Source organism: Xenococcus sp. PCC 7305, assembly GCF_000332055.1.
Taxonomy (GTDB): domain Bacteria; phylum Cyanobacteriota; class Cyanobacteriia; order Cyanobacteriales; family Xenococcaceae; genus Xenococcus.
In genome coordinates, this window is record NZ_ALVZ01000114.1 from 1 (window position 1) to 20,851 (window position 20,851).

A 20,851-nucleotide genomic window follows, 5' to 3' on the forward strand; every position below is an offset into this window, starting at 1 on the left:
GAAAATCTTAAGGCAATAGCCAAACCTGTTAGGAACAAAAAAAAAGTTCCCCCAGATATAATGCGCGAGGTAATTTTAAATGTGTGCGAAGACAATTTTTTAACCCTACAGGAATTAGCAATAATCCTTGATCGCGCTAATTCAACACTTAGGAGCCGATTTCTGCAAAAGATGGTAGAAGAAGGACTTATCGTATTGAAATACCCTGACAAACTGCATCATCCAGGACAAGCTTATCGGACAAAACAGTAAAATGCGATCGCAGTCAGAATTCTCAATTATTAATCAAATTTGTCGCGCTCTTCAACGTAGAGTAGATTGCATGGAAGATGATGCGATTCTTTGTTATGCAGTCAGCGATCGCTTACGGCCAATCTTCATGTCGGCAGGAACTAGTGTCTTGGGTATGTTGCCCCTAGCTATTCTTCCAGGTAAGGGCGCGGAACTTTATCAGGGTTTGGGAATTGCGCTCACCGGGGGTTTAGCTCTTTCGACGTTGCTAACTCCTACGGTAATTCCTGCTTTGATAGGATTATTAAAAGACTTTCAGCCAAGAAAAAGCATTAAAGAGCAAGAGCTTCAACATCCTGAATCTAGAGAAAGAAGCTCAGTTTAATATCTGGTTTCTAGTTCATTAACGATAAAAAAAAGAGATGGGTCAATGACTCATCTCTAATAGTGACACGCAAATATATAGCACTACGTATTTTGGTTAGGACATTAGTAAACCCTCAAGCCTATGATTAGTAAACTCTTGACTCTTGACTCTTGACTTGCGCGTAGCGCTATATCAGAGTAATGCAGGGTTATGGCGAACCAAACTCATAAACTCTTGACGGGTTTTAGCATCATCGGCAAACACTCCTCTAACCGCACTAGTAGAAGTCCAAGAACCAGGCTTTTGTACTCCTCGCATGACCATACACATATGGCTGGCTTCGACTACTACTGCTACCCCTTTGGGTTGTAATAATCCTTGAAGTGCATCCGCAATTTGAGCGGTCAATCTTTCCTGCACTTGCAAACGTCGTCCGTACATTTCACAAATACGAGCAATTTTTGATAGTCCGATTACCTTGCCGTCGGGAATATAAGCTACATGAGCGCGACCTAAAATGGGCAGAATATGGTGTTCGCAGGAGCTAAACAGGTCAATATCTCTAACCAAGACCATTTCATTCGCATCTTCGTGGAATACTGCGCCGTTAAGCAATTCATCCAAAGATTGATGATAGCCAGAAGTCAAGAATTTCAAGGCTTTAACCACTCTTTTAGGGGTATCTCGTAATCCTTCACGGTCTGGATCTTCTCCTAATCCTAAGAGTAAAGTCCGTACTGCTTGGCGCATCTCTTCTTCGGAGACGGGAGGCTTTTGGGTAGTAGTTAGTAATGGTAATTTATTATCGATTTTTTCAACTCGATCTGGTTTGGACTTAGCTAAGGTCATGAATTTACATTAAATTAAACAGTAACAGAATTAGCCAAGCAGTCATTTAACTGTTGGCGAAGTTTACCGGTATCCAAATGACGACCGATAAAGACTAGTTGGTTAGCAGGAGGAGTTGACCAAGGTTCGGACTTAATATCGTTTCGCTGTCCGCAGAGTTGGAAAATGTGACGTAATTCACTGCCGGCAAACCAAACAATTCCTTTAGCACGAAATACTTCTAGGGAAAGTCCTTCGTGTAAAAACTTTTGAAATTTATAGACATCAAAGGGTTGATCGCTCTTGAAGGACAGAGAGACAAAACCATCGGCTTCTAGATGATGGGAATGATGATGGTGATGTTCGTAATGTTTTTCTTCAGGCAAACTATCTGTCTGAGTTAATCCCACATCCAAGATTAAGGGTAAGGGCACTTGAGCGAATTGAGTACGAAGAATTCTGGGATTATTTTTAATAGAGGCAATATAGGTTTCTAATATGGTTAATTGTTCTTTGTCTATTAAATCGGTTTTATTTAATAAGAGAATATCCCCATAAGCGATCTGTTTATACGCCACATCACTATCAAAATGTTCTCGGGTAAAGGTTTCTGCGTCAATTAAAGTAATAACCGAGTCCAGGCGCGTAAAATCTCGAAAATCCGAACCCACAAAAGTTAGAATAATCGGTAAAGGGTCAGCGACACCAGTAGTTTCGATAATTAAACGATCAACTTTTTCTTCTCTGGCTAAGATTCGCTTTACTGCTTCTACCAAGCCTTCATTAATAGTGCAGCAAATACAACCATTGCTTAATTCCACCAAATCATCGTCATAGGAAACTAAAAGTTGGGCATCAATATTGATATCACCAAATTCGTTAACTAATACGGCAACTTTCTGCTGGTAGTTATTTTGCAGAACTTGATTAAGCAGGGTGGTTTTCCCGCTACCGAGAAAGCCTGTGATGATAGTGACTGGAATTCCTTGCTGGGAAATCTCTGACATAGTGAAGAGAAGCAATTTTGGTTTACATAAATTGATTATAACGATAATCGTTCTCAGAATAAAGTAAAAATACAGGCGATCGCAATACTAAAATCAGTAATATCACCATAGCGATCGCTTTTATCGTTCATATTATATAGAAATTAAATTTGCTGTTCTGTAAGTTTGAGACTATCATGATAATGATTATCATCCTCTTTCAGCGATTAGTTAATGGATACATCGATACAAGGCATCCCCGTTAGCATCATTACAGGATTCTTGGGTAGTGGAAAAACTACTCTCCTGAATCAAATCCTGACTCAACAGCAAGGATTGAAAATTGCGGTTTTGGTCAATGAGTTTGGGGAAATTGGCATTGATAACGAATTAATTATTTCCAGTGATGATGATATCGTGGAGCTAAATAATGGCTGTATTTGCTGCACTATCAATGAGGAATTAGTTAAAACAGTACATAAAATTTTAGAAAGAAAAGAAAAAATAGATTATTTGATTGTAGAGACTACAGGAGTAGCCGATCCTTTGCCCATAGCAGGAACTTTTTTAAGTACAGAATTAAGAGGAAAAACTCGGCTAGATTCAATTATAACTTTGGTTGATTGTGATAATTTTTATGCCAAAACTAAAGAAGAAAGTATTGCTGCCAAACAGCAGATTACTTGTGGAGATGTTATTTTACTCAACAAAACAGATTTAGTAAAATCACAAGTAGTAAAGCAAATTGAGGACAAAATTCGTCAACAGCGTCCTAATGCGCGAATTTTACGAACAGTTAAAGCCAATGTTGCTTTATCTTTAATTTTAAGTGTCGGTTTGTTTAAATCAGACCGTTATTTTCAAGAAGAAATAAGTCATTTTCATCATCACGAGCATCATAACGAACATCACCATCACGAGCATAGTCACGAACATCATCATCACCATTCGGATCATATAGATGAGGATAGTTTTTCTTCTCTATCTTTTGAAACAGAAAAGCTTTTAGATATTCGTAAATTTCAATATTTTTTGGATAACCAACTACCCGAATCAGTATTTCGCGCTAAAGGTATTTTATGGTTAAAAGGAAGTACTGCCCGTCATATTTTTCATCTTAGTGGGAAACGTTTTGGTATTGAAGATGATGAGTGGAAAGGTATGCCCAAAAATCAATTAGTCTTTATCGGACAGAATTTAGAACAAGATAAATTAAGAGCATTACTAGAAGCTTGTGTTTGTTAATCTAAGCAGTCTTATTTTAAATATGGGAACACACAAAATTGTCTAGTTCGAGAAAATAAGCCCATGATGTTCACCAGGGTAAATTAGGCAGACTAAATTTATTTCTAACTGCTAACTCTGCTAAACAATCATTAAGTTGTTGTTTGATTAGAGACTCATCTAAATTGCGCCCGATAAATACCAGTTCGTTTTTTGGTTGAGTTTTCCAGTCATCTGCTTGTAAATCGTAGCGAGGTCCACTCAATTGAAAAATATGTCGGGAAGGACTTTCTTGAAACCATAATATTCCCTTGGCACGAAATATATTGTTTGATAATTGTTCGGTTAAAAAATGTTCGAATTTCTCAATCTTAAATGGGCGATCACTCTTGAAGGAAACGAAATTAAAGTCATCATTAGCTAAGTGATTACTAAAAGTGTATTTGTTGCGTCGAAACTCGGAAATTTCAGCTTGATAGTTATCTGCTTTAGTTAAACCAATATCTAAAATTAAAGGTAAAGGTACTTTGGCGTGTTCACTGGGTAAAATTCTGAATCCTGGTTTGATATCTTCAATAAATGCTTTTAATTCGGTAATTTTTTCTTCTCTTGCCAAGTCAATTTTATTTAAAATCACTATGTCACCGTATCTGATTTGGCTTAAGGCAGCATCACTATCAAAATGTTCAGCGTCAAAAGCTGCTGCATCCACAACCGTAATCACCGCATCAAGGCGAGTTAAAAACTTTAGTTCTATATCAAGAAAAGTAAGAATAATTGGCAAAGGATCGGCTAATCCTGTAGTTTCAATTACTAAGTAATCTACTTTCTCTTCTCGATCTAGAACTCGATAAACTGCATCTACTAAACTGTCATTAATGGTACAACAAATACAACCATTATCCAGCTCTACCATATCCGATTCCACTGAGATCAGTAGTTGCTCGTCAATATTAATATCGCCAAATTCATTAACTAATACTGCTATTTTTAGATTGTTTTTGTTCTGTAAAATTTGATTGAGTAAGGTGGTTTTGCCACTACCTAAGAAACCAGTGATAATCGTGACTGGCATTCCTCTTTTCGGTAAAGATGGCAAGGCATCGGACAGAGTATAGTTGCGACGATTCATATCTTTGAGGTAATTCGTCTCAGAATATTTTGATAATGATTCTCATCTTATATCATCTGGAAGATTCTGCGGAATTAAATTTGGTGCTACAAACGGGTTATTAGGGAATTGAAGACTTTATGAGAATGATTATCATTATAATATAAAATGATAAAGAATAAATATGAAAATCTCAGCCCTGTTGGATCGGAATCGTAGAGCTATGGTTTCAATAATTGGGAGCATCCCACTTTTGCAGTAAGTAAAAATGCTTAGAGTAAAATTGTAACCAAGAAAAAATAGACAAAATCTCTAATTAAGCATGACACCAGAAGAACAAGCAGCCATCAAAGAACACCTGAGACAAGTAGCAGAAATACTCTATAAAAACACGTCTTCGGAAGAATTAACTTCATTTGAAAACATAGAATTAAGTATTAGAGAGCACTTGCAGGGGGAGCATCTCAATTTTGCAGTAAGTACAAATGCTTAAAGTATTATTGATGTCAAAGCAAAAAAGAAATTATCCAATTAAGCATGACACCAGAAGAAAAAGCGAAGCTCCAAGAACATCTAAGACAAGCAGCAGAAATACTATATATAGTGAAAAAATGTCAATTACCAAAACCGAAAATAGCCCAAAAAGCTGAAGCATTAAGTGTGGACGGTGGGACAGTGAGACTAAGAACAGCATTAGGACAGGAAAGTGAGTGGAGGAATTATAAAGCACTCAAAGTTCATGAACAAATAGGGGTAGCATTTTTTCGAGATAATGAAGGGTTAATAGAATGGATAAACCAGCAATCTCTCAGTCAAAATATCACTTGTTTAGGAGATGGTCATGATGGAATCTGGAATATCATTCAAGAAATTAGTCATGAGCAACAAAGAAGAGAAGTGTTGGATTGGTATCATTTAAAAGAGAATCTCTATCGAGTCGGCGGTTCGATTCGTAGATTAAAAAAAGTCGAACACTATCTTTGGCAAGGTTTTGTAAAAGAAGCGATTGAGGAATTTGAAGGACTGAAAAATAAAAAGGCACAAAATTTTCAAGCCTACTTGAGAAAACATCAAAAACGAATTCCTGATTATCAACTATATCAAGAGCTAAAAATCTGTATTGGCTCGGGTTCGGTAGAATCTTTGATTAAACAAATAGCTTCAAGAGTAAAGATTACTGGTGCACAGTGGAATAAAAACAATATTTCCCAGATGTTAACACTGCGATGTGCTTATTTAAATGGCGACATCTCTTTAAGTACTATTGCTTAGTCAAAAAGTGGGATGCTCCCAGAAGATATCTATGATGTCTAAACCCAAACCTGGAGAAATATGGCTAGTTAGATTTCCTTTTAGCGATCTCACTGCTGCTAAATTAAGACCTGCACTAATTCTAGCAATACATAGAGAAGAAGTAATTATTGTGGGTATATTTTCCAAAATTCCTGCTGGTGGGTTGCAAAATAGCTGGGTATTGATTCGAGATAGTGATGCTAAATTTTCACAAACAGGCTTGAAGAAAACATCTTTAATTAGAACAGATAAAATAGCTACAGTTAGTAGATCGGTTTTTCAAAGAAAATTAGGCGACTTATCACCAAATTTATCTATGAAAGTGCAAAAAGCTTTAAATACAAACTTGGTATAATAGCCTCATGAAGTTCGAGTGGGATGATAACAAAGCAGTCAGAAATCTTTCAAAGCACGGAGTGTCATTTGACGAGGCAAAAACTGTCTTTGATGATCCACTTTATGTTGATTTCTACGATCCAGACCACTCAGAGGATGAAGAACGCTACCTAATTGTAGGTAAATCTAATCAGGGACAATTGTTGATTGTTTCGTATACGGAGAGCAAAAATTCAATTCGCGTTATCAGTGCTAGAAAAGTTACCAGATCGGAGCGTAAAGCATATGAAGAAGACTGAATTAGAGATGGAAGATGATCTTCGAGATGAGTATGACCTGAAGAATTTGCGCGTGAGAAGACTAGGTTCAGAACGTAAGAGCTTTGGTGGATCAACAGTGCGCCTAGAACCCGATGTGGCAGAAATATTCCCTAACGCAGAATCAGTCAATGAGGCTCTACGATTTCTCATTAAAGTGGTGCAAAAAAATCAGCTATCTGCGTTCACAGTGGAGCCTAGCACTGCGTTGGAGCGGACGGACGATAGCCCCTAGCCGTCTACATACTAGCCATCTACACAATTTTATTTGCCGCCGCTCAACTTAGCCGTTAAGAAAAAAAATTATAGCGGTGTTCAGGTTTATTAAGTACAACTATTTTGCTTGTTCATTAGGATTTAGATTTGTAACTGTACTTAACTTGTTTGCACACCGCTGTAATCTTATTAAGTTTAAGGAATTTATAAAAAACTTCAGAGAGATTTAAAAGCAGTTATAAAAGTGATCGCCAGATACAAAAACACAACTATTTACCTCTCACAAACATGAGTCGGATCGTCCGCTTTTTCGGCAAATTCCAAGCCTCTAGCCAAACGCCAAGCAAAAATCGGCGGCAAACCAGCATCTAAAATAGCAGCACAGGTTGTTTGATAGTCATACTCCACTTCCCGCAAGTTTACTGCTTCTGTCTCCGTATCATAAATGACATAGGTAGCATTAGGACGACCATGACGAGGTTCACCTACCGAACCAACATTGATAATTTTTTTCAGAGGAGCATTAAAACTAACAGGAGATTGTTCTTTTTGATTAGGTTGATGAACGGTTACCTGTAATTGTCCAGCATCTAAGGTTCGAACATAGGGAACATGAGTATGACCACAAAATAAAATATCTGCATCGCTATAAAGGACTCTTTCTAAGGCAGTGAAAGCATCCATTTCAGGTAACAAATATTCATGGTTGCTACTAGGGCTACCATGGGCAAAACAGAGATTATCTTCTTTATAGGTATGGGGTAATGTTGCCAAATACTCTTTAACTTCGGGATTGACCTTGTTATTCGTCCATTCGTGGGCTATTTTACCTCTTTTTTCTGCCAAGAGAGAAGGATAACTACATTCACAGGCGTTGAGTCCTTCGACAATATCTTCATCCCAACAACCCTGTACGGTGGGAATATCCAGAGAACGAATTTGCTCGACTACTGCATTGGGATAAGGACCATAACCCACTAAGTCCCCCAGACAATAAATCTTTTCGGCTTTTTGTTGGTCAATATCTAGTAAAACTGCATCTAAAGCTGCATAATTACCATGAATACAAGACATTACTGCTATTTTCATACGGCTTCTAATTCAGTTGCTAAAGACTCTTTTACTTGTTGTTGGTAATAAAGAATTTCGGATTCGGGAACGCAACAATCTCGGATAGTTTGGACAATTTCAGCCTTGTCTAAATTACTTCCCACTATTTCGAAACCGCTCTTACGATCTGGTTTACCATTTAACCAACGAGGTAAATTTAAGGGTTTGAATTCTAATTCCGAGTTCCCTGGTGTAAAGTCGCCATAATAAATTTGTCCGTCCACTAAATCAAAGATTCCCTTGGCTCGAACTACTTCTCCATAAGCCCCTTGAGTAAGTTCTAGCCAAAAAGTAGCTAAACTGTCAAAGTCCAAGATTTCTCCTGTCAAAACTCCCCGTTGAATCTGTATAGTTTCAGTTGGTTTAATGATATTATTTCCTGGAATAATTTCATCTGCCCAAGTCTCTAATTCTTTGTTCTCTGTCTCCTTGGGAATTATCGCTACTCGGTGGGGATTCAAAGTTTGCAGCATAGGTTCAATTCCTGCTAAATCTAAATACCAAGGAATTTCGAGATAAGTGATGGTTGTTTTGTTTAATTTCGCTTCTTCTCCTGTCTGATAAAGCTTCAGTTGGGGATATTCACTTTGCAGATATGTGGCATCAATGGGTAGAGAATCGGTTTGGGGACTGAAATAGCCTATAGGTTTATTGATTTGGGATATTTGTTGGCTAATCCAGTGGGTTTTACCCGCACCTGGGGGACTGACTACGGCAATAATCATAACAAGATTTTTTGATAACGGTTATCATTATATCCAAAAGTCGAAATTGTATTGTAAGCAAATTTAAACAGAAGCGATCGCTTTGGTTGGTTCGTTAGAATGAAGTTAAAAGTAAAATCAAATTCAAAACACTATGGTAATTAGACAACCACTCTATAGTAAAGAAGAATTTGCTAGACGTGGTGATGAAATCTATGAATCCACAATACGTCCTCAAGTAGAAGCAGATAATTATGGCAAGATTGTCGCGATCGATATTGAAACGGGTACTTTTGCTATGGCTGATGATACTTTAGCCGCCTCCCAGGAACTTTTGGCAAAATGCCCTCATGCTCAAACTTGGGTAGTTCGTGTTGGACACCGTGCAGTTCACCGTTTCGGGGCGAGAAGTCTTAAATAGATTTAATGCTAATAGGATATGTTAATGCTAATTATGAGGCGGTAATTCGCTTTGTCGTTACTAACCAAGCGAGTAATCAACAGAAATTAATTGATGCAGTCATTGATACTGGTTTTACAGGTTCTGTGAGCTTGCCATCAAGTATCATTCAAGAACTCAATTTACCTTGGAGTTACAGGAATAGAGGGACTTTGGGCGATGAAAGTGAAGTTATTTTTGATATTTATCTAGCTACAGCCATTTGGGATGGACAACTCAAGACTATTGAAGTGAATGCAGCAGAAACAGAACCTTTAGTGGGGATGAGTTTAATACGTGGTTATGAATTAAAAATCGAAGCTAGAGAAAATGGTCGAGTGAGCATTACCGCATTACCTTAATAAAGCGATCGCAATTGCTGCTACTTCGTAAGTTATGGAAAATAGCGATAAACTTTTTTGCGAGCGAGGAAACGAACAAAAACCACGATATCTTGTTTAATAATCAACCCTACACGATAGTTGCCAATTCTCGAACGATAATAAACTTTATTCTTTTGCCCTTTAAGCTTTTTGAGATTAGGAATTTGACTCAAATCATCTAGACTTTCTACTGTAAGAATAAATTGTTCGAGGCGGGAGAGTAATTTTTTATCTTTGATAGAGCGAATATCCTTGAGAAAACTATCTTTAAATTCTGTTTTCACTATTCTCCACTTAATACTTTGAATATTTCATCTCGGCTGACAGTTTTACTTTTTTCTCCTTCTTCAATTGCGCGAGATAGCCCTATATCTTCCAAAGCATCTATCAAAATAGAGCTTACTAATTCTTGGTTGTCTTCTATTACTTCAACAAGAGCTTCTTTAAATAAAGTTTTGATTCGAGTTTCATCTATATTTGCTGGATTGGTCATTATTAAAAATTTTCCATAGGAAGTATTACTCGCCATATGATAAAGAATAACCTTGATAAGATTTGTTTTACCAAATCCTTACTGAGCAGATACCATTGTACGTCTATTCTGCAACTTACCTATTTCAAAAATATTCACTCTCACGATCAAACCAAGTTACGACCAGCATAAATTTTGATAATTTAAGCAAAGATAATCGCGATCGCTTAAAGCAAAGAGCCGCAATTCACGATCACTCCCTTGAATTGGAACTAGACTCCATTCTAACCAGTGTTTTTAAACAAAAAACCGCAGAAAATTCTCTTTAAAAGTTGTTGCTGGTGATGCCTGATGTGGGCGAGGATGCGGATTTTAATACTGTTAGAGATAATGTCAGAGAAGTTGCACTACAACAATAATTGATTACTACAATTCTTTCGCATAAAGAGCGAAATTATCCCTACTGCAACATCAAAGCTACTTGCTTGGCAAAATAAGTCAAAATCAAATCTGCCCCTGCCCGTTTCATGCTGGTAAGAGTTTCTAAAACTACTTTCTTTTCATCAATCCAACCCTGCTGGGCAGCAGCTTTCACCATCGCATATTCCCCACTGACGTTATAAGCAGCAACTGGTAAGTTGGTATATTCCTTGATGCGACGAATAATATCTAGATAAGCTAAAGCTGGTTTGACCATTACCATATCAGCTCCTTCAGCAATGTCTAAAGTTACTTCCTTAATCGCTTCTCGACTATTGGCGGGATTCATCTGATAGGTTTGTTTGTCGCCAAAGCTTGGAGCAGATTCTAACGCATCACGGAAAGGGCCATAATAAGCTGAAGCGTATTTAGCCGAATAAGCTAGGATTCCCACATCGAAGTAACCAGCAGTATCTAGACCTCGACGAATAGCTCCAACTCTACCATCCATCATGTCGGAAGGGGCTACTATATCTGCTCCGGCTTCCGCTTGAGAGACTGCTTGTTTCACCAGCACTTCTACTGTTTCGTCATTGAGAATTTTGCCATCTTGGACTATGCCATCATGACCATAGGTAGAAAAAGGATCGAGCGCTACGTCGGTAATAATGGTAATTTCAGGAATTTCATTTCTAACTGCTTTAATTATGCGCTGGACTAAACCATCAGGATTATAGCTTTCTGTACCTGCATTATCTTTTTTGTCATTAGAAATGAGCGGAAAAAGTGCGATCGCATTTATTCCTAAATTGGCAGCATCGGCTATTTCTTTGAGCAATAAATCGAGGGAATAACGATAAATTTCTGGCATCGAAGGTATTTCCTCTTGTTGATTTTCCCCTTCGGTGACAAACACGGGATAGATCAGATCGTTAACTGTTAATTGGTTTTCCTGCACCATACTACGGAGTGAAGAAGTGCGACGGAGGCGACGAGGACGATGGAGCATAGAGAAATGTTTAGGATTGGAAGTCATAAGAAGCGATCACGTGATTCTAGATTCAAAGATCAATCCTGTTGATTGTACAACAATGATAATCGTTATCAAAATAAAAAGCAGGTTATTGATCAACTTGCTGTAGGAACAATTTATTGTTTCACTGCCGAGGATTTGACTAAATCTTCTTTTAGTAGACCAGTGACGAGTATCGTTTGGCGATCGCAGTACTTAGAGCTTCGCCTTTGACCAAAAGAAGCAATCTTAATTTATGTTAAGTTGAGCAAATAAGTATCATCGATCGCGCTGTGTAATGAACCCAGGAAAAAATTCGATTAGTGCTGTTGCCATTCGTCGTCATATTGGCACCTTGATGCTGGCTTTAGCATTAATTGTCTTAGGGATTTTTTTTGCTTTTCGCTTACAGGTTGATTTGTTGCCTGCTATTACCTATCCTCGTATTGGATTAGTCGTCAACTCCCCTGGAGTTTCCCCCGAAGTCGCCCTAGAAGAAATTACTAAACCCTTAGAGGAAGCTCTAGGTGCTACGGAAGGAGTAGTACAAATTTACTCTAGAACTCGTGAAGGCAGAGTGAGGCTCAATCTCTTTTTTGAACCAGGAGGAGATATAGATCGCGCCCTCAGTGATGCCACAGCAAGTTTTAACCGCAATCGTGACAGCTTACCTAACTTAGTTACTGGAGTGAGGTTGTTTAAGTTTGCGCCTTCTCAGTTACCGATTTATGAATTTGCTCTAGAATCGGCTTCTCTCGATGATTTGGCGTTAAGGATTTTTGCCGATGAAGAGTTGAGTCGGGAGTTAAACCTCATACCTGGAGTCGCCTCGGTGGATGTGACCGGGGGTTTAACCGAAGAAGTACGAGTAGAGGTCGATTTAAAAAGATTACAAGCTTTTGGTCTGAGTTTTAACGAAGTTTTGGATGCCCTGTCCCAAAGAAATATTGATATTGCAGGGGGTAGGTTAAAGGGTGGAGAAGATAGTTTAGGCGAACCTTTGATTCGTACTGTGGGAAAATTCCAATCGGCAGAGGAGATTGCTAATTTAACGCTGGATTTGAATAGCAATGATAGTGAGGGAGCCAGAAATCAGATTTACCTCAGAGATATTGCCGAAATTATTGATGGCAATGCAGAGCAAAGAGTATTTGTGACTTTAAATGGTGAACCAGCAGTCAAAATTACGCTTCAAAAACAACCTGATGCCAATACTGTCAAGATTGTCGAACAGGTAGAAAAGAAATTACAGCAGTTGCGCAAATCGGGTTTGATTGCTGCTGATATGAAATTGGTTACTACTAGGGATGAGTCGGTTTTTATTCGTAATTCCATCTCTAATGTCGCGATCGCAGGTTTGTTAGGTACTCTTTTGGCGGCGTTAGTCGTATTTTTCTTTTTGGGTTCGCTGCGTCAAACTTTCATCATTGTGATGGCAATTCCCCTAGCTACTTTAACTGCAATTATTTTGATGAAGTTGTTTGGTTTATCAATCAATATTTTCAGCTTGGGTGGTTTGGCTTTGGGAGTGGGAATTGTGGTGGATAACTCGATTGTGATGCTGGAAAATATTGGGATTAAGATGGGGAACAGGGAACGGGGAATAGGCAATAGGCAACAGAGAGACGAGAAGACAAGGAAACAAGAGGACAAGGAGAGAAGAAAGCTAGGAATAGAGCAGGCGATAATTGCCAGTCAAGAGGTGGAATCGGCTTTAATTGCTTCTACTGCGACTAATTTGGTGGCAGTCTTGCCTTTTTTGTTGATTGGTGGTTTGTTTTCTTTGTTATTTCGAGAATTGATTCTGACTATCAGTTTTGCGATCGCGGCTTCTTTGCTTTTAGGCTTAACGATTGTGCCCATGTTGGCTTCGCGTTTGTTGAACATTCCAATTTCTAGCAAGGTTAATCAATGGAATTTCTTGGTCTGGTTTAATCAAGGTTTTGCGGGATTAACTTACAATTATCGACGTTTTCTCGACAGCATCTTACGTTACCGTCTTGTTGTAATTGTCTTGGCCTTTACTATTATCGGGTTTACCAGTTACACAATGCTCCAAAATATTTCCCAAGAGATTTTGCCTAAAATTAATACTGGTCAGGCATTTCTCGTGGCACGTTTTCCCCCAGGAACCAATTTGCCAACCAATCAACGAGTTATGGAAAAGGTAGATGCCATCATTCAAGCTCAACCCGAAACCGCCTATGCTTTCACCACAGTTGGGGGATTTCTCTTTGGCAATAACACTGTTGAAAATATGTTACGCAGTTCTAGTAATATTACGCTACACCCAGGGACTAACTTAGATTCTTTTATCACCAAGATTAATCGAGAATTCCGTAAGCTCAACTTAGTAGATATTCGTCTACGCATTTTTCCAGGAACAGTGCGCGGGTTAAATTTAAATAATTCTCCAGTAAAATCCAAACTGGATTTGATCTTGCAAAGTAAAGATCTGAGGCTTCTAGAAGAGACTGGTGAGCAGGTACTCAAAATATTAGACGAAAAAGCTACTTTGTCTAGATTCAGATCTAATCTCGACCCCAAACAACTGGAAATTAGGATCGTTCCCGATTCAGTCCGCTTGGCAGATACGAGTTTGACTATTCAAAATTTGGGAAGAACTGTCCAAAGGGCGATCGCGGGCGCGGTGCCGACACAATTACAAAGAGATGAGCGATTAATCGATATTCGAGTTCAACTAGATGGCAATGCTCGTCAGTCCATATCCCAATTACAAAAATTACCGATTTTAGCAGGTCGCGATCACTCAGTTGCTTTAACAGATGTGGCTAATTTGGAGTTGGGGGAAGCTCCTGGAGAAATTCAACGTATAGATCGGCGATCGGTATATATGATGTTGGGCAGCCTCAATGAAGGAGCAACCCTTAGCGATGCGCTGGCCGAACTAGACTCAATAGTGCAAGATATTGACTTACCCGATGGTATTACTGTTTTACCTAGTTATGCAGCCCGTTCTAACCAAGAAATTCAATCTGCTTTGAAGGCTTTAGGTGGTTTAGCTGTATTTCTGGTATTTGTTGTGATGGCAGTGCAATACAATTCTTTAATCGATCCTTTGGTTATTTTACTAACAGTTCCTTTGGCTTTAGCTGGGGGAATTTTTGGTTTATTTATTACGGATACGGCGATCGGCGCAACGGTTTTAGTTGGCGTAGTGTTGCTAGTAGGAATTGTGGTGAATAATGCCATTGTTATGGTTGAACTGGCAAACCAACTCTACAGTTTTGGGAAGGGAAGTCGTCAGGCGGTGATTGTTCATGCCGCAGCTACCAGATTACGACCAATTTTAATGACTACGATTACTACTGTGTTGGGAATGTTTCCCCTGGCGATCGGTATTGGCGAAGGTTCAGAGTTTTTACAACCGTTGGGAATTGTGGTTTTTTCTGGTTTGGTTTTTGCAACTTTGTTGACTTTATTTATTATTCCTTGTTTTTATGTTTTGTTGCATCAGAAATCGACGTTGCTGAATCCAGATATGAGTTTGTTTCGCGCAAAGACGCAAAGACGCAAAGGGAAAAACCAAGAATATTAGTTCTAATATTTTTATCTTAAAATTAGCAATACCAAAAGTTTTTTAGCCAGGATACATAAGTTTAACTTCTTGTGAGACTTATAATTTCATTAGTTGACATTTGGGCTGTTGCGATTCCTCGGAATTTTTTAAATTTTCCTGCGACTTTTGGAGATTCAGATTTAACGATATAAAACTTTCCATCTTCTTCTATAAAATCAATTTCAGTTTCAGGAGTTATGCCCAGAACTTCTCTAACATTTCTGGGAATTGTAACTTGCCCTTTTTTTGTTACACGCATTACTTTTGAGATGTAATTTTTAGAGTAAGATCACTGTATTATTACTTGGTTTGGATTTGCAACTTTATGCTCTCTCTATAGTGATGAAACCTTTGATAGATTTCTATTCAGACTTTGCTTCTTCACTTCAGGCGAAATTACGCGATGATCGCGAATCAGAACAAGCGATTTACACTAAAAAGCGACCTCCTAACGTCTAAGAAGAGATCTGCAATCATATAATGAAACAATAGTTCCAATAGTTCTGCTCTCTCATGACAATTTATGTAAACCTTCAAGAAGCCGAGCAAAAATTTCCTCAACTTTTTTCTCAAGTTTTACAAGGAGAAGAAATTATTATTTCCGTTGAAGGTCAAGAAAAAGCACGCCTTATTCCCTCATCTCCTACTCCAAAAATTACATCTGACAAAGCCTCAGAAAAGAGAATTCCTGGAATAGATCAAGGTCGCTTCTTTGTTCCTGATGATTTTGACGATCCTCTTCCGACAGAGCTACTTCAAGCCTTTGAGAGTGAAACTTAAACTCTAAACATGCAAGTTCTTTTAGATACTAATGCTTTCCTTTGGTGGGTTACTAATGATAACAAACTCTCTTCTGCTGCTCGTAATATTATCAGCGACAGTCAAAACGATATTTTTTTTAGTATTGTCAGTGCCTGGGAAATCGTCATTAAATCTCAAATAGGAAAGTTGCCTTTACCTGATTCTCCTGAAATCTATATTCCCAGCCGTCTCAATTACTATAGGTTTAAGACTCTTTCTATTAGCTTGAAAGATGTTCTTCAAATTCGAAACTTGAAGAATCATCACAATGACCCCTTTGACCGTTTATTGATTGCTCAAAGCCAGATTAGAAAACTTCCAATTATTACGGCTGATAGCAAATTTCATCTCTATGATGTCTATATTATTTGGTAGAGGAAATGAAGGAAATTATGAGTAAATCTTTAGGATTTGAAGATATTTTTTGTTCTCTACTACTAATGTGATTGTTTCCCTGTTTTGAGGGATCTCCTAACGTCTCAGAAGAAATCTGCGACCTATAAAATTATGCTCGACTGAGTTGGGTTTTTGATTTGGTGATATATCCCCATTCTCTGAACTGAGCTTGAAGAGTTGGAACGTCTCGAAATGCCAGAAAATAAATATACTCAGGTGCAAAGTCTGAGTCTTTAGTAATGACAATTCTCTCCTGCTGAATAGAAATATCATTAATTTGACTATCTGAAGTTGCATTTTGTTGAGGTAAATCTCTCGTATGTAAAGTATCATAGCCACTTGCTTGCAAAAATTTAGCTAAACGAATAGGCAATTGAGCATCAACTAAAAACTTCATGAAGCAATTTTATGGATACTTTTTATTTGACTTAATCGAGCAGCAAAAAGCAAAACTGCCTGGATATCTTCTGATTCTAGATCATCATAATCTGCCAAAATTTCTTCCGTTGTCATTCCTGAACTAAGAAGTTCTAAAATAAATTCAACAGGATATCTCAATCCTCTAATACATGGTTTTCCGTGGCAAATATCTTGATTATGAGTAATCCTTTCCAGAAGTTGATTTTCCATGACAATTAAAATTCAAAATTATAGTATAATTCTTCAGGCACATAGTTGATTTAATGAATGCGATTCTCGAATAAGAACAAGCGATTCGCACTAAGTAGCGATTATGCAGAGCTTTAGGAGATGATTTTTTACTTATTTTTAGAGATCGCGAATGAGAACGGGCGATTATATGAACAGCTCTCACTAGAATTATGCTCGACTGAGTTGGGTGTCTATATTGTTGGCTAATTATTGATTTTTGGCTTGGTAATTTGCATTCTGTTCCAAAGAGACAATGCGATCGCGGATTCTTTGGCGATTCAGAGGATCAACCACATTGGGCAAAACAGATTTCCAGGACGTAATCTGAGCTTCTGTTGTATCAGGATCTGTTGCTAAATACTTAATTCTTCTTTGGCTAACTACAGTAATCTTAGTAATTTTATCAGAATAAAGCTTGTTGCGAGTCTTATTTCTCTGCTTAATTGCTGATTGTGTCGAATTTTGATAGGAATCTAGAGCGGCTTGGGTATCTCCTAAAAACAACAATTCATCTAGTCCCTTAGTAAACCAAATTAAATAAGCATCATCCAGGTCAGGAGAACTTGATTCTAAAACTTTTTCCATTAGAGTTATAGTTTTTTCCGGGTGACCTGCATAGAGCGAGTTTGCAACACTAAAAGTTAGATTGGCTTGGGTAAAATTGGGGTCATAATCAGACACAGTTTCAAAATAACTAGGAACTAAAGAATATCCTGTCTGTTTTCTGGCTTCTTCATCACCAAAATATTGTAAAAATTGTAAGTAAGTTATATCTGCTCGTAGATTATCAAACCCAAAAGTCGGTATTCTTTTTTGTGCATTAAGAGTTGTCTGAGCTGACTCTATTTGTTCTTGATAATTATTTGCTTCAATCTGAAGCCGAGTCTTATCATAATGCTCTTTCTGTAAGCTATATATAATCCCTAAAAAAGAAAGAATAATAACTAAATAGCTGACTTTTTGAGGCTTAGAAGAAATTTTAAAAAACATGAGGAATTGATAATACTTTAAAGATAACAATAGAAATATTTAGAATTACGTAAAATGATTTAAGTGAATACACTTAGATAATATCAATTCCCTAGAAAATCTTAATGAAAAACACAGTTTCTTCGCAATGGCTTGAAGAAACTATGAAGCTTGAGTATATGTACTCACTCAAAATTTCAGCTCTGATTACGGGCATCAAATTGGAGGAATAGGTAAATTTTTTGTTAAAAAACTATAAAATTTGCGAATCCGTATACAATCTCCTGGAAAATTTATCGTTCTAGCTTACAATGAAGTAGGCGGAGACAAATGTTTCCGTTCACTCCTCACACCACACTCCGCCCAAGGGTGACGCGGGCGGTTTTCTCTTTTTTACTGGGTTGCTGATAATTATGAACCCAGAATTAAAACTTAATAAACGCATCAGATTCACAATATGCCTTTAGTGATAGAATCTTGTATTATTGAATAGAAATTTTATCAGTATAGGGAAATAAGTAGGCATGTCTTCAGCCCCCGCAGTAACAGATGCTAGTTTTCAAGCAAGTGTTTTAGAATCAGATGTTCCAGTTTTAGTTGACTTCTGGGCTCCCTGGTGTGGTCCTTGTCGTATGGTTGCTCCTGTAGTGGAGGAGATTGCAGATCAGTATGAAGGACAAGTAAAAGTCGTCAAACTCAATACTGACGAGAATCCCGACGTTGCGAGCAAGTATGGAATTCGTAGTATTCCCACTCTTATGATCTTTAAAGATGGACAAAGGGTCGATATGGTTGTGGGCGCTGTTCCCAAGACCACCTTGGCAAACACTTTGGAAAAATATCTTTAAGGAATTTTGATTGTCGAAGTTGGAAGTGTGAATGCATGTCCCATCTTTTAATTGGGACTTGTCGCTTTGTCTTGCCGTAATGTCTTCAAGTGGAATTGATAGACCGGTTAAATAATAGAAAGAATGAGTCCAGGAGGTTTAACCCTCCTTAGTTGTTTTCTAGATAGCTGCTTGCGGGATTGAAATATCAAGAAATGTCACTTCAGGTGACAAGCTTTCTAGAGAAGGACTTATGCTTGCAGAGTTTCCTACCACAAGAATAACTATTTTATCGAGAGCTAAGTATTTTTGAGCAACCCGTTGAATATCCTCTACCGTTGTGGCTTTAATACCTTTTTGATATTGGAAGATAAAGTCTTGCGGATAGCCAAAATATTCATAGCGCATCAGACGGGATAAGGTTTGACTAGGAGTTTGAAAGTTAAACACAAATGAATTGAGGATTGACTCCTTGGCATTGGCCAATTCTTGTTCTGTAATGAGGTTATCTTGAACCTTTTCCAATTCTGCCAAGATAGATTCAATAAAAGGAACAGTCGTTTCAGACTGAGTTTGACCTCCAGCGGTAAAGGTTCCTGGATAGTCATAATTGGGGTTCCAAATGCCATAAACACTGTAAGCTAATCCTTGACGCGATCGCACCTCATTAAACAATCTACCACCAAAGCCATTAATCACACCGTTAAGAACGCTGATTTGAGGATAATCAGGAGTTTTTAACAGACCGCCAAGATGTCCTAACAAAACACTACTTTGAGTCAAATTTGGGCGATCCACCACGAAGACCCCACTAGTGTATTTTTGAGTTGCGGTGGGAATATCTAAAGTTGGGGCAGGAAGATTGACTTGCCAATCACCAAATTTTTCTTCCAGCATCCCTTGCATTTGACTAGTCTCAAAATCGCCAACAATCCCTAAGATAATGTTTTCTGGGCGAACAAATTTTTCATAGAAATTGACTACATCTTCACGAGAAATATTATCTACAGTTTCATATTCTGTGGTGCGTGCATAGGGACTCAGGGAACCATAGATTAGTTTATTAAACTCTCTTTGACTAATTTCTTGAGGGTTATCATTGCGTCTGGAGATCGCGCCTTTTTGTTGATTTTGAATTAATTGCAGTTGTTCTGGGTCAAAAGCAGGTTGACGAATCACTTCCGCAAACAGCTCTAATACCGTATCCAAATCCTCTGTCAGAGTGCTAAAACTGACAGTGCCAGAAGTCCTACTAATGGCAGATTCGATGCTGGCAGCATTCTGTTCCAGAATCAAATTCAACTCTTCTGATGGATGATTGATAGTGCCTCCACTTCGCATCACATTTCCAGTTAATTGAGCCAAACCCACCTTATCTTGAGGTTCAAACCTTGAACCAGTACGAATAACTGCACTACCACTAATTAAAGGGAAATCTCGATCTTCAACCAGATAAACCACCATGCCATTGTCCAGTTGATAGCGAAGATATTCAGGTAGTCGAATTTCTGGAGGTGGTGAGAATTCTAACTCGGTGTAATGTTTGGGGGCAATTTTCTCTGTAGAGAGGCGCTGTGTAATTTGTGAAATGGCTTCTGGGGAAGTTGCTGTTACGGGAATATTGGTAATAAATAGTAAGAGGATAGTTAAACAGCCCAAACAAAGCCCATAAATAATATTTCTAGATTTTTTGGTAGTCATTAAATATCAATAAATCGTGATTTCTTGTCTCAAGATACCTTTTTTAATGAGGATTTGCTACTTTTAACGACACCTTGATCTAGCAAATTTACTGCCTCAATTTTGTAACGAGATTTACCCAAATGTTACAGAATATTGCTTTGTTGTAAATAAAAGAGACCAAAGCGACCAAACTCATTTATGTTTTATAACGACGGGTCACAACTCGTGAGTTACCGGGCCAGTCAACTCAGTGGGGTTCCCAACCTGAAGGAACTGGTGTTTGCGTCTTAGTAAGACGCCGGCTCACTTGTTAGGTTTCTCGACCGTCACCTAAATAAGATTTAAATTTGTCAAATTATTAAAGGAGAGCTCAATGCTTGACGCTTTTTCTAGAGCTGTAGTCGCAGCTGATTCAAAAACTGCTTGTATCGGTGCAGAAGAAATCTCTGCTCTTAAAGGATTCATCGCTGATGGTAACAAACGTCTTGATGCTGT

26 protein-coding genes and 3 pseudogenes are annotated in these 20,851 nt (G+C 38.1%); 16 read left to right on the forward strand and 13 right to left on the reverse strand.

Annotation, left to right across the window (positions count from 1 at the left end; translation table 11 throughout):
- Window positions 1–252, forward strand: a pseudogene (locus XEN7305_RS29680) (transcriptional regulator); the annotation flags it as partial.
- Window positions 253–295: 43 nt separating this feature from the next.
- Window positions 296–616 (forward strand): annotated as a pseudogene (locus tag XEN7305_RS05420) (efflux RND transporter permease subunit); the annotation flags it as partial.
- Between the two features lie 174 nt (window positions 617–790).
- Here the strand turns inward: XEN7305_RS05420 and folE are convergent.
- Window positions 791–1,447, reverse strand: a complete 657-nt coding sequence (gene folE / locus XEN7305_RS05425) for a GTP cyclohydrolase I FolE (RefSeq protein ID WP_006508348.1) — start codon at window positions 1,445–1,447, stop codon at window positions 791–793.
- A 14-nt stretch (window positions 1,448–1,461) separates the two neighbouring features.
- Window positions 1,462–2,433, reverse strand: a complete 972-nt coding sequence (locus XEN7305_RS05430; protein WP_006508349.1) for a GTP-binding protein — start codon at window positions 2,431–2,433, stop codon at window positions 1,462–1,464.
- Between the two features lie 213 nt (window positions 2,434–2,646).
- Here XEN7305_RS05430 and XEN7305_RS05435 point away from each other — a divergent pair, with 213 nt between their 5' ends.
- Window positions 2,647–3,657, forward strand: a complete 1,011-nt coding sequence (locus XEN7305_RS05435; RefSeq protein ID WP_006508350.1) for a GTP-binding protein — start codon at window positions 2,647–2,649, stop codon at window positions 3,655–3,657.
- 70 nt (window positions 3,658–3,727) lie between these two features.
- Here XEN7305_RS05435 and XEN7305_RS05440 read toward each other — a convergent pair whose 3' ends face one another.
- Window positions 3,728–4,768, reverse strand: a complete 1,041-nt coding sequence (locus tag XEN7305_RS05440; RefSeq protein ID WP_006508351.1) for a GTP-binding protein — start codon at window positions 4,766–4,768, stop codon at window positions 3,728–3,730.
- A gap of 301 nt (window positions 4,769–5,069) precedes the next feature.
- Between XEN7305_RS05440 and XEN7305_RS28910 the strand changes: the two genes are divergently transcribed.
- From XEN7305_RS28910 to XEN7305_RS05460, 5 genes are read left to right on the forward strand one after another with little or no spacing between them, the layout of a single operon-like run.
- Entirely contained in the window at window positions 5,070–5,240 is a 171-nt protein-coding gene (locus XEN7305_RS28910; protein WP_006508352.1) for a hypothetical protein, read from the forward strand.
- Window positions 5,241–5,284: 44 nt separating this feature from the next.
- On the forward strand, window positions 5,285–6,019 hold the full coding sequence (locus XEN7305_RS05445; RefSeq protein ID WP_006508353.1) for a hypothetical protein: 735 nt from the start codon (window positions 5,285–5,287) through the stop codon (window positions 6,017–6,019).
- Window positions 6,020–6,050: 31 nt separating this feature from the next.
- On the forward strand, window positions 6,051–6,395 hold the full coding sequence (locus tag XEN7305_RS05450) for a type II toxin-antitoxin system PemK/MazF family toxin (RefSeq protein WP_006508354.1): 345 nt from the start codon (window positions 6,051–6,053) through the stop codon (window positions 6,393–6,395).
- A gap of 7 nt (window positions 6,396–6,402) precedes the next feature.
- Window positions 6,403–6,675 (forward strand): BrnT family toxin, encoded by a 273-nt coding sequence (locus XEN7305_RS05455; RefSeq protein ID WP_006508355.1) that lies wholly within the window; start codon window positions 6,403–6,405, stop codon window positions 6,673–6,675.
- The gene (locus XEN7305_RS05460; RefSeq protein ID WP_006508356.1) at window positions 6,662–6,928 is read left to right on the forward strand and encodes a hypothetical protein; all 267 of its coding nucleotides are present in this window, start codon (window positions 6,662–6,664) and stop codon (window positions 6,926–6,928) included. The genes XEN7305_RS05455 and XEN7305_RS05460 overlap by 14 nt, the downstream gene beginning before the upstream one ends.
- Window positions 6,929–7,182: 254 nt before the next feature.
- On the opposite strand, the gene XEN7305_RS05465 is transcribed toward XEN7305_RS05460, so the two are convergent.
- Complete coding sequence (locus XEN7305_RS05465) at window positions 7,183–7,998, reverse strand: metallophosphoesterase (RefSeq protein ID WP_006508357.1); 816 nt, start codon at window positions 7,996–7,998, stop codon at window positions 7,183–7,185.
- Window positions 7,995–8,744: a hypothetical protein gene (locus XEN7305_RS05470; RefSeq protein ID WP_006508358.1), complete on the reverse strand. Its 750-nt coding sequence runs from the start codon at window positions 8,742–8,744 to the stop codon at window positions 7,995–7,997. Before XEN7305_RS05470 ends, XEN7305_RS05465 begins: the two co-directional genes overlap by 4 nt.
- A gap of 133 nt (window positions 8,745–8,877) precedes the next feature.
- On the opposite strand from XEN7305_RS05470, the gene XEN7305_RS05475 reads away from it, so the two are divergent.
- Complete coding sequence (locus tag XEN7305_RS05475; protein ID WP_006508359.1) at window positions 8,878–9,144, forward strand: hypothetical protein; 267 nt, start codon at window positions 8,878–8,880, stop codon at window positions 9,142–9,144.
- A 5-nt stretch (window positions 9,145–9,149) separates the two neighbouring features.
- Window positions 9,150–9,524 carry a hypothetical protein gene (locus XEN7305_RS05480; protein ID WP_006508360.1) on the forward strand — a complete coding sequence of 125 codons (375 nt, stop codon included), beginning with the start codon at window positions 9,150–9,152 and terminating at the stop codon, window positions 9,522–9,524.
- Window positions 9,525–9,556: 32 nt separating this feature from the next.
- Here the strand turns inward: XEN7305_RS05480 and XEN7305_RS05485 are convergent, their stop codons facing one another.
- The 3 genes from XEN7305_RS05485 to hemB all read right to left on the reverse strand — a co-directional run bounded on the left by XEN7305_RS05485 (window position 9,557) and on the right by hemB (window position 11,473).
- Window positions 9,557–9,829 carry a type II toxin-antitoxin system RelE/ParE family toxin gene (locus XEN7305_RS05485; RefSeq protein WP_006508361.1) on the reverse strand — a complete coding sequence of 91 codons (273 nt, stop codon included), beginning with the start codon at window positions 9,827–9,829 and terminating at the stop codon, window positions 9,557–9,559.
- Window positions 9,829–10,038: a hypothetical protein gene (locus XEN7305_RS05490; protein WP_040896856.1), complete on the reverse strand. Its 210-nt coding sequence runs from the start codon at window positions 10,036–10,038 to the stop codon at window positions 9,829–9,831. The genes XEN7305_RS05485 and XEN7305_RS05490 overlap by 1 nt, the downstream gene beginning before the upstream one ends.
- A gap of 439 nt (window positions 10,039–10,477) precedes the next feature.
- Window positions 10,478–11,473, reverse strand: a complete 996-nt coding sequence (gene hemB / locus XEN7305_RS05495; protein WP_006508363.1) for a porphobilinogen synthase — start codon at window positions 11,471–11,473, stop codon at window positions 10,478–10,480.
- Between the two features lie 45 nt (window positions 11,474–11,518).
- Between hemB and XEN7305_RS28915 the strand changes: the two genes are divergently transcribed.
- The gene (locus XEN7305_RS28915; RefSeq protein WP_158500379.1) at window positions 11,519–11,683 is read left to right on the forward strand and encodes a hypothetical protein; all 165 of its coding nucleotides are present in this window, start codon (window positions 11,519–11,521) and stop codon (window positions 11,681–11,683) included.
- A 64-nt stretch (window positions 11,684–11,747) separates the two neighbouring features.
- Window positions 11,748–15,008, forward strand: coding sequence for an efflux RND transporter permease subunit (locus tag XEN7305_RS05500; protein WP_006508364.1), 3,261 nt, complete (start codon window positions 11,748–11,750; stop codon window positions 15,006–15,008).
- Between the two features lie 61 nt (window positions 15,009–15,069).
- Here XEN7305_RS05500 and XEN7305_RS05505 read toward each other — a convergent pair whose 3' ends face one another.
- Complete coding sequence (locus XEN7305_RS05505) at window positions 15,070–15,288, reverse strand: AbrB/MazE/SpoVT family DNA-binding domain-containing protein (RefSeq protein ID WP_006508365.1); 219 nt, start codon at window positions 15,286–15,288, stop codon at window positions 15,070–15,072.
- A 254-nt stretch (window positions 15,289–15,542) separates the two neighbouring features.
- On the opposite strand from XEN7305_RS05505, the gene XEN7305_RS05510 reads away from it, so the two are divergent.
- Both XEN7305_RS05510 and XEN7305_RS05515 read left to right on the forward strand, forming a co-directional pair.
- A complete protein-coding gene (locus tag XEN7305_RS05510; RefSeq protein WP_006508366.1) occupies window positions 15,543–15,809 on the forward strand; it encodes a type II toxin-antitoxin system Phd/YefM family antitoxin in 267 nt (88 codons plus the stop codon).
- 9 nt (window positions 15,810–15,818) lie between these two features.
- Window positions 15,819–16,205, forward strand: a complete 387-nt coding sequence (locus XEN7305_RS05515) for a type II toxin-antitoxin system VapC family toxin (protein WP_006508367.1) — start codon at window positions 15,819–15,821, stop codon at window positions 16,203–16,205.
- A 130-nt stretch (window positions 16,206–16,335) separates the two neighbouring features.
- Here the strand turns inward: XEN7305_RS05515 and XEN7305_RS05520 are convergent, their stop codons facing one another.
- From XEN7305_RS05520 to XEN7305_RS05530, 3 genes are all read right to left on the reverse strand, one after another.
- Window positions 16,336–16,623 carry a DUF5615 family PIN-like protein gene (locus tag XEN7305_RS05520; RefSeq protein WP_006508368.1) on the reverse strand — a complete coding sequence of 96 codons (288 nt, stop codon included), beginning with the start codon at window positions 16,621–16,623 and terminating at the stop codon, window positions 16,336–16,338.
- Window positions 16,620–16,856, reverse strand: coding sequence for a DUF433 domain-containing protein (locus XEN7305_RS05525; protein WP_006508369.1), 237 nt, complete (start codon window positions 16,854–16,856; stop codon window positions 16,620–16,622). The genes XEN7305_RS05520 and XEN7305_RS05525 overlap by 4 nt, the downstream gene beginning before the upstream one ends.
- A 228-nt stretch (window positions 16,857–17,084) precedes the next feature.
- The gene (locus XEN7305_RS05530) at window positions 17,085–17,867 is read right to left on the reverse strand and encodes a hypothetical protein (RefSeq protein ID WP_006508370.1); all 783 of its coding nucleotides are present in this window, start codon (window positions 17,865–17,867) and stop codon (window positions 17,085–17,087) included.
- 503 nt (window positions 17,868–18,370) lie between these two features.
- Between XEN7305_RS05530 and trxA the strand changes: the two genes are divergently transcribed.
- On the forward strand, window positions 18,371–18,694 hold the full coding sequence (gene trxA / locus XEN7305_RS05535) for a thioredoxin (protein WP_006508371.1): 324 nt from the start codon (window positions 18,371–18,373) through the stop codon (window positions 18,692–18,694).
- Between the two features lie 159 nt (window positions 18,695–18,853).
- Here the strand turns inward: trxA and XEN7305_RS05540 are convergent, their stop codons facing one another.
- The gene (locus tag XEN7305_RS05540) at window positions 18,854–20,374 is read right to left on the reverse strand and encodes a pitrilysin family protein (RefSeq protein WP_006508372.1); all 1,521 of its coding nucleotides are present in this window, start codon (window positions 20,372–20,374) and stop codon (window positions 18,854–18,856) included.
- 355 nt (window positions 20,375–20,729) lie between these two features.
- On the opposite strand from XEN7305_RS05540, the pseudogene XEN7305_RS27415 reads away from it, so the two are divergent.
- Window positions 20,730–20,851, forward strand: a pseudogene (locus tag XEN7305_RS27415) (bleomycin hydrolase); the annotation flags it as partial.

Excerpts from the sequence above, each read along its gene's own strand:
- XEN7305_RS05475 (WP_006508359.1), top strand. The coding sequence starts at position 8,878 with ATGGTAATTAGACAACCACTCTATAGTAAAGAAGAATTTGCTAGACGT.
- XEN7305_RS05515 (WP_006508367.1), top strand. The coding sequence starts at position 15,819 with ATGCAAGTTCTTTTAGATACTAATGCTTTCCTTTGGTGGGTTACTAAT.
- XEN7305_RS05455 (WP_006508355.1), top strand. The coding sequence starts at position 6,403 with ATGAAGTTCGAGTGGGATGATAACAAAGCAGTCAGAAATCTTTCAAAG.
- XEN7305_RS05435 (WP_006508350.1), top strand. The coding sequence starts at position 2,647 with ATGGATACATCGATACAAGGCATCCCCGTTAGCATCATTACAGGATTC.
- XEN7305_RS05510 (WP_006508366.1), top strand. The coding sequence starts at position 15,543 with ATGACAATTTATGTAAACCTTCAAGAAGCCGAGCAAAAATTTCCTCAA.
- XEN7305_RS05520 (WP_006508368.1), bottom strand. The coding sequence starts at position 16,623 with ATGAAGTTTTTAGTTGATGCTCAATTGCCTATTCGTTTAGCTAAATTT.
- XEN7305_RS05530 (WP_006508370.1), bottom strand. The coding sequence starts at position 17,867 with ATGTTTTTTAAAATTTCTTCTAAGCCTCAAAAAGTCAGCTATTTAGTT.
- XEN7305_RS05440 (WP_006508351.1), bottom strand. The coding sequence starts at position 4,768 with ATGAATCGTCGCAACTATACTCTGTCCGATGCCTTGCCATCTTTACCG.
- XEN7305_RS05430 (WP_006508349.1), bottom strand. The coding sequence starts at position 2,433 with ATGTCAGAGATTTCCCAGCAAGGAATTCCAGTCACTATCATCACAGGC.
- folE (WP_006508348.1), bottom strand. The coding sequence starts at position 1,447 with ATGACCTTAGCTAAGTCCAAACCAGATCGAGTTGAAAAAATCGATAAT.
- XEN7305_RS05470 (WP_006508358.1), bottom strand. The coding sequence starts at position 8,744 with ATGATTATTGCCGTAGTCAGTCCCCCAGGTGCGGGTAAAACCCACTGG.
- XEN7305_RS05500 (WP_006508364.1), top strand. The coding sequence starts at position 11,748 with ATGAACCCAGGAAAAAATTCGATTAGTGCTGTTGCCATTCGTCGTCAT.
- XEN7305_RS28910 (WP_006508352.1), top strand. The coding sequence starts at position 5,070 with ATGACACCAGAAGAACAAGCAGCCATCAAAGAACACCTGAGACAAGTA.
- XEN7305_RS05505 (WP_006508365.1), bottom strand. The coding sequence starts at position 15,288 with ATGCGTGTAACAAAAAAAGGGCAAGTTACAATTCCCAGAAATGTTAGA.
- XEN7305_RS05480 (WP_006508360.1), top strand. The coding sequence starts at position 9,150 with ATGCTAATAGGATATGTTAATGCTAATTATGAGGCGGTAATTCGCTTT.
- XEN7305_RS05540 (WP_006508372.1), bottom strand. The coding sequence starts at position 20,374 with ATGACTACCAAAAAATCTAGAAATATTATTTATGGGCTTTGTTTGGGC.
- XEN7305_RS05460 (WP_006508356.1), top strand. The coding sequence starts at position 6,662 with ATGAAGAAGACTGAATTAGAGATGGAAGATGATCTTCGAGATGAGTAT.
- hemB (WP_006508363.1), bottom strand. The coding sequence starts at position 11,473 with ATGACTTCCAATCCTAAACATTTCTCTATGCTCCATCGTCCTCGTCGC.
- XEN7305_RS05525 (WP_006508369.1), bottom strand. The coding sequence starts at position 16,856 with ATGGAAAATCAACTTCTGGAAAGGATTACTCATAATCAAGATATTTGC.
- XEN7305_RS05490 (WP_040896856.1), bottom strand. The coding sequence starts at position 10,038 with ATGACCAATCCAGCAAATATAGATGAAACTCGAATCAAAACTTTATTT.
- XEN7305_RS05445 (WP_006508353.1), top strand. The coding sequence starts at position 5,285 with ATGACACCAGAAGAAAAAGCGAAGCTCCAAGAACATCTAAGACAAGCA.
- XEN7305_RS05465 (WP_006508357.1), bottom strand. The coding sequence starts at position 7,998 with ATGAAAATAGCAGTAATGTCTTGTATTCATGGTAATTATGCAGCTTTA.
- trxA (WP_006508371.1), top strand. The coding sequence starts at position 18,371 with ATGTCTTCAGCCCCCGCAGTAACAGATGCTAGTTTTCAAGCAAGTGTT.
- XEN7305_RS05450 (WP_006508354.1), top strand. The coding sequence starts at position 6,051 with ATGATGTCTAAACCCAAACCTGGAGAAATATGGCTAGTTAGATTTCCT.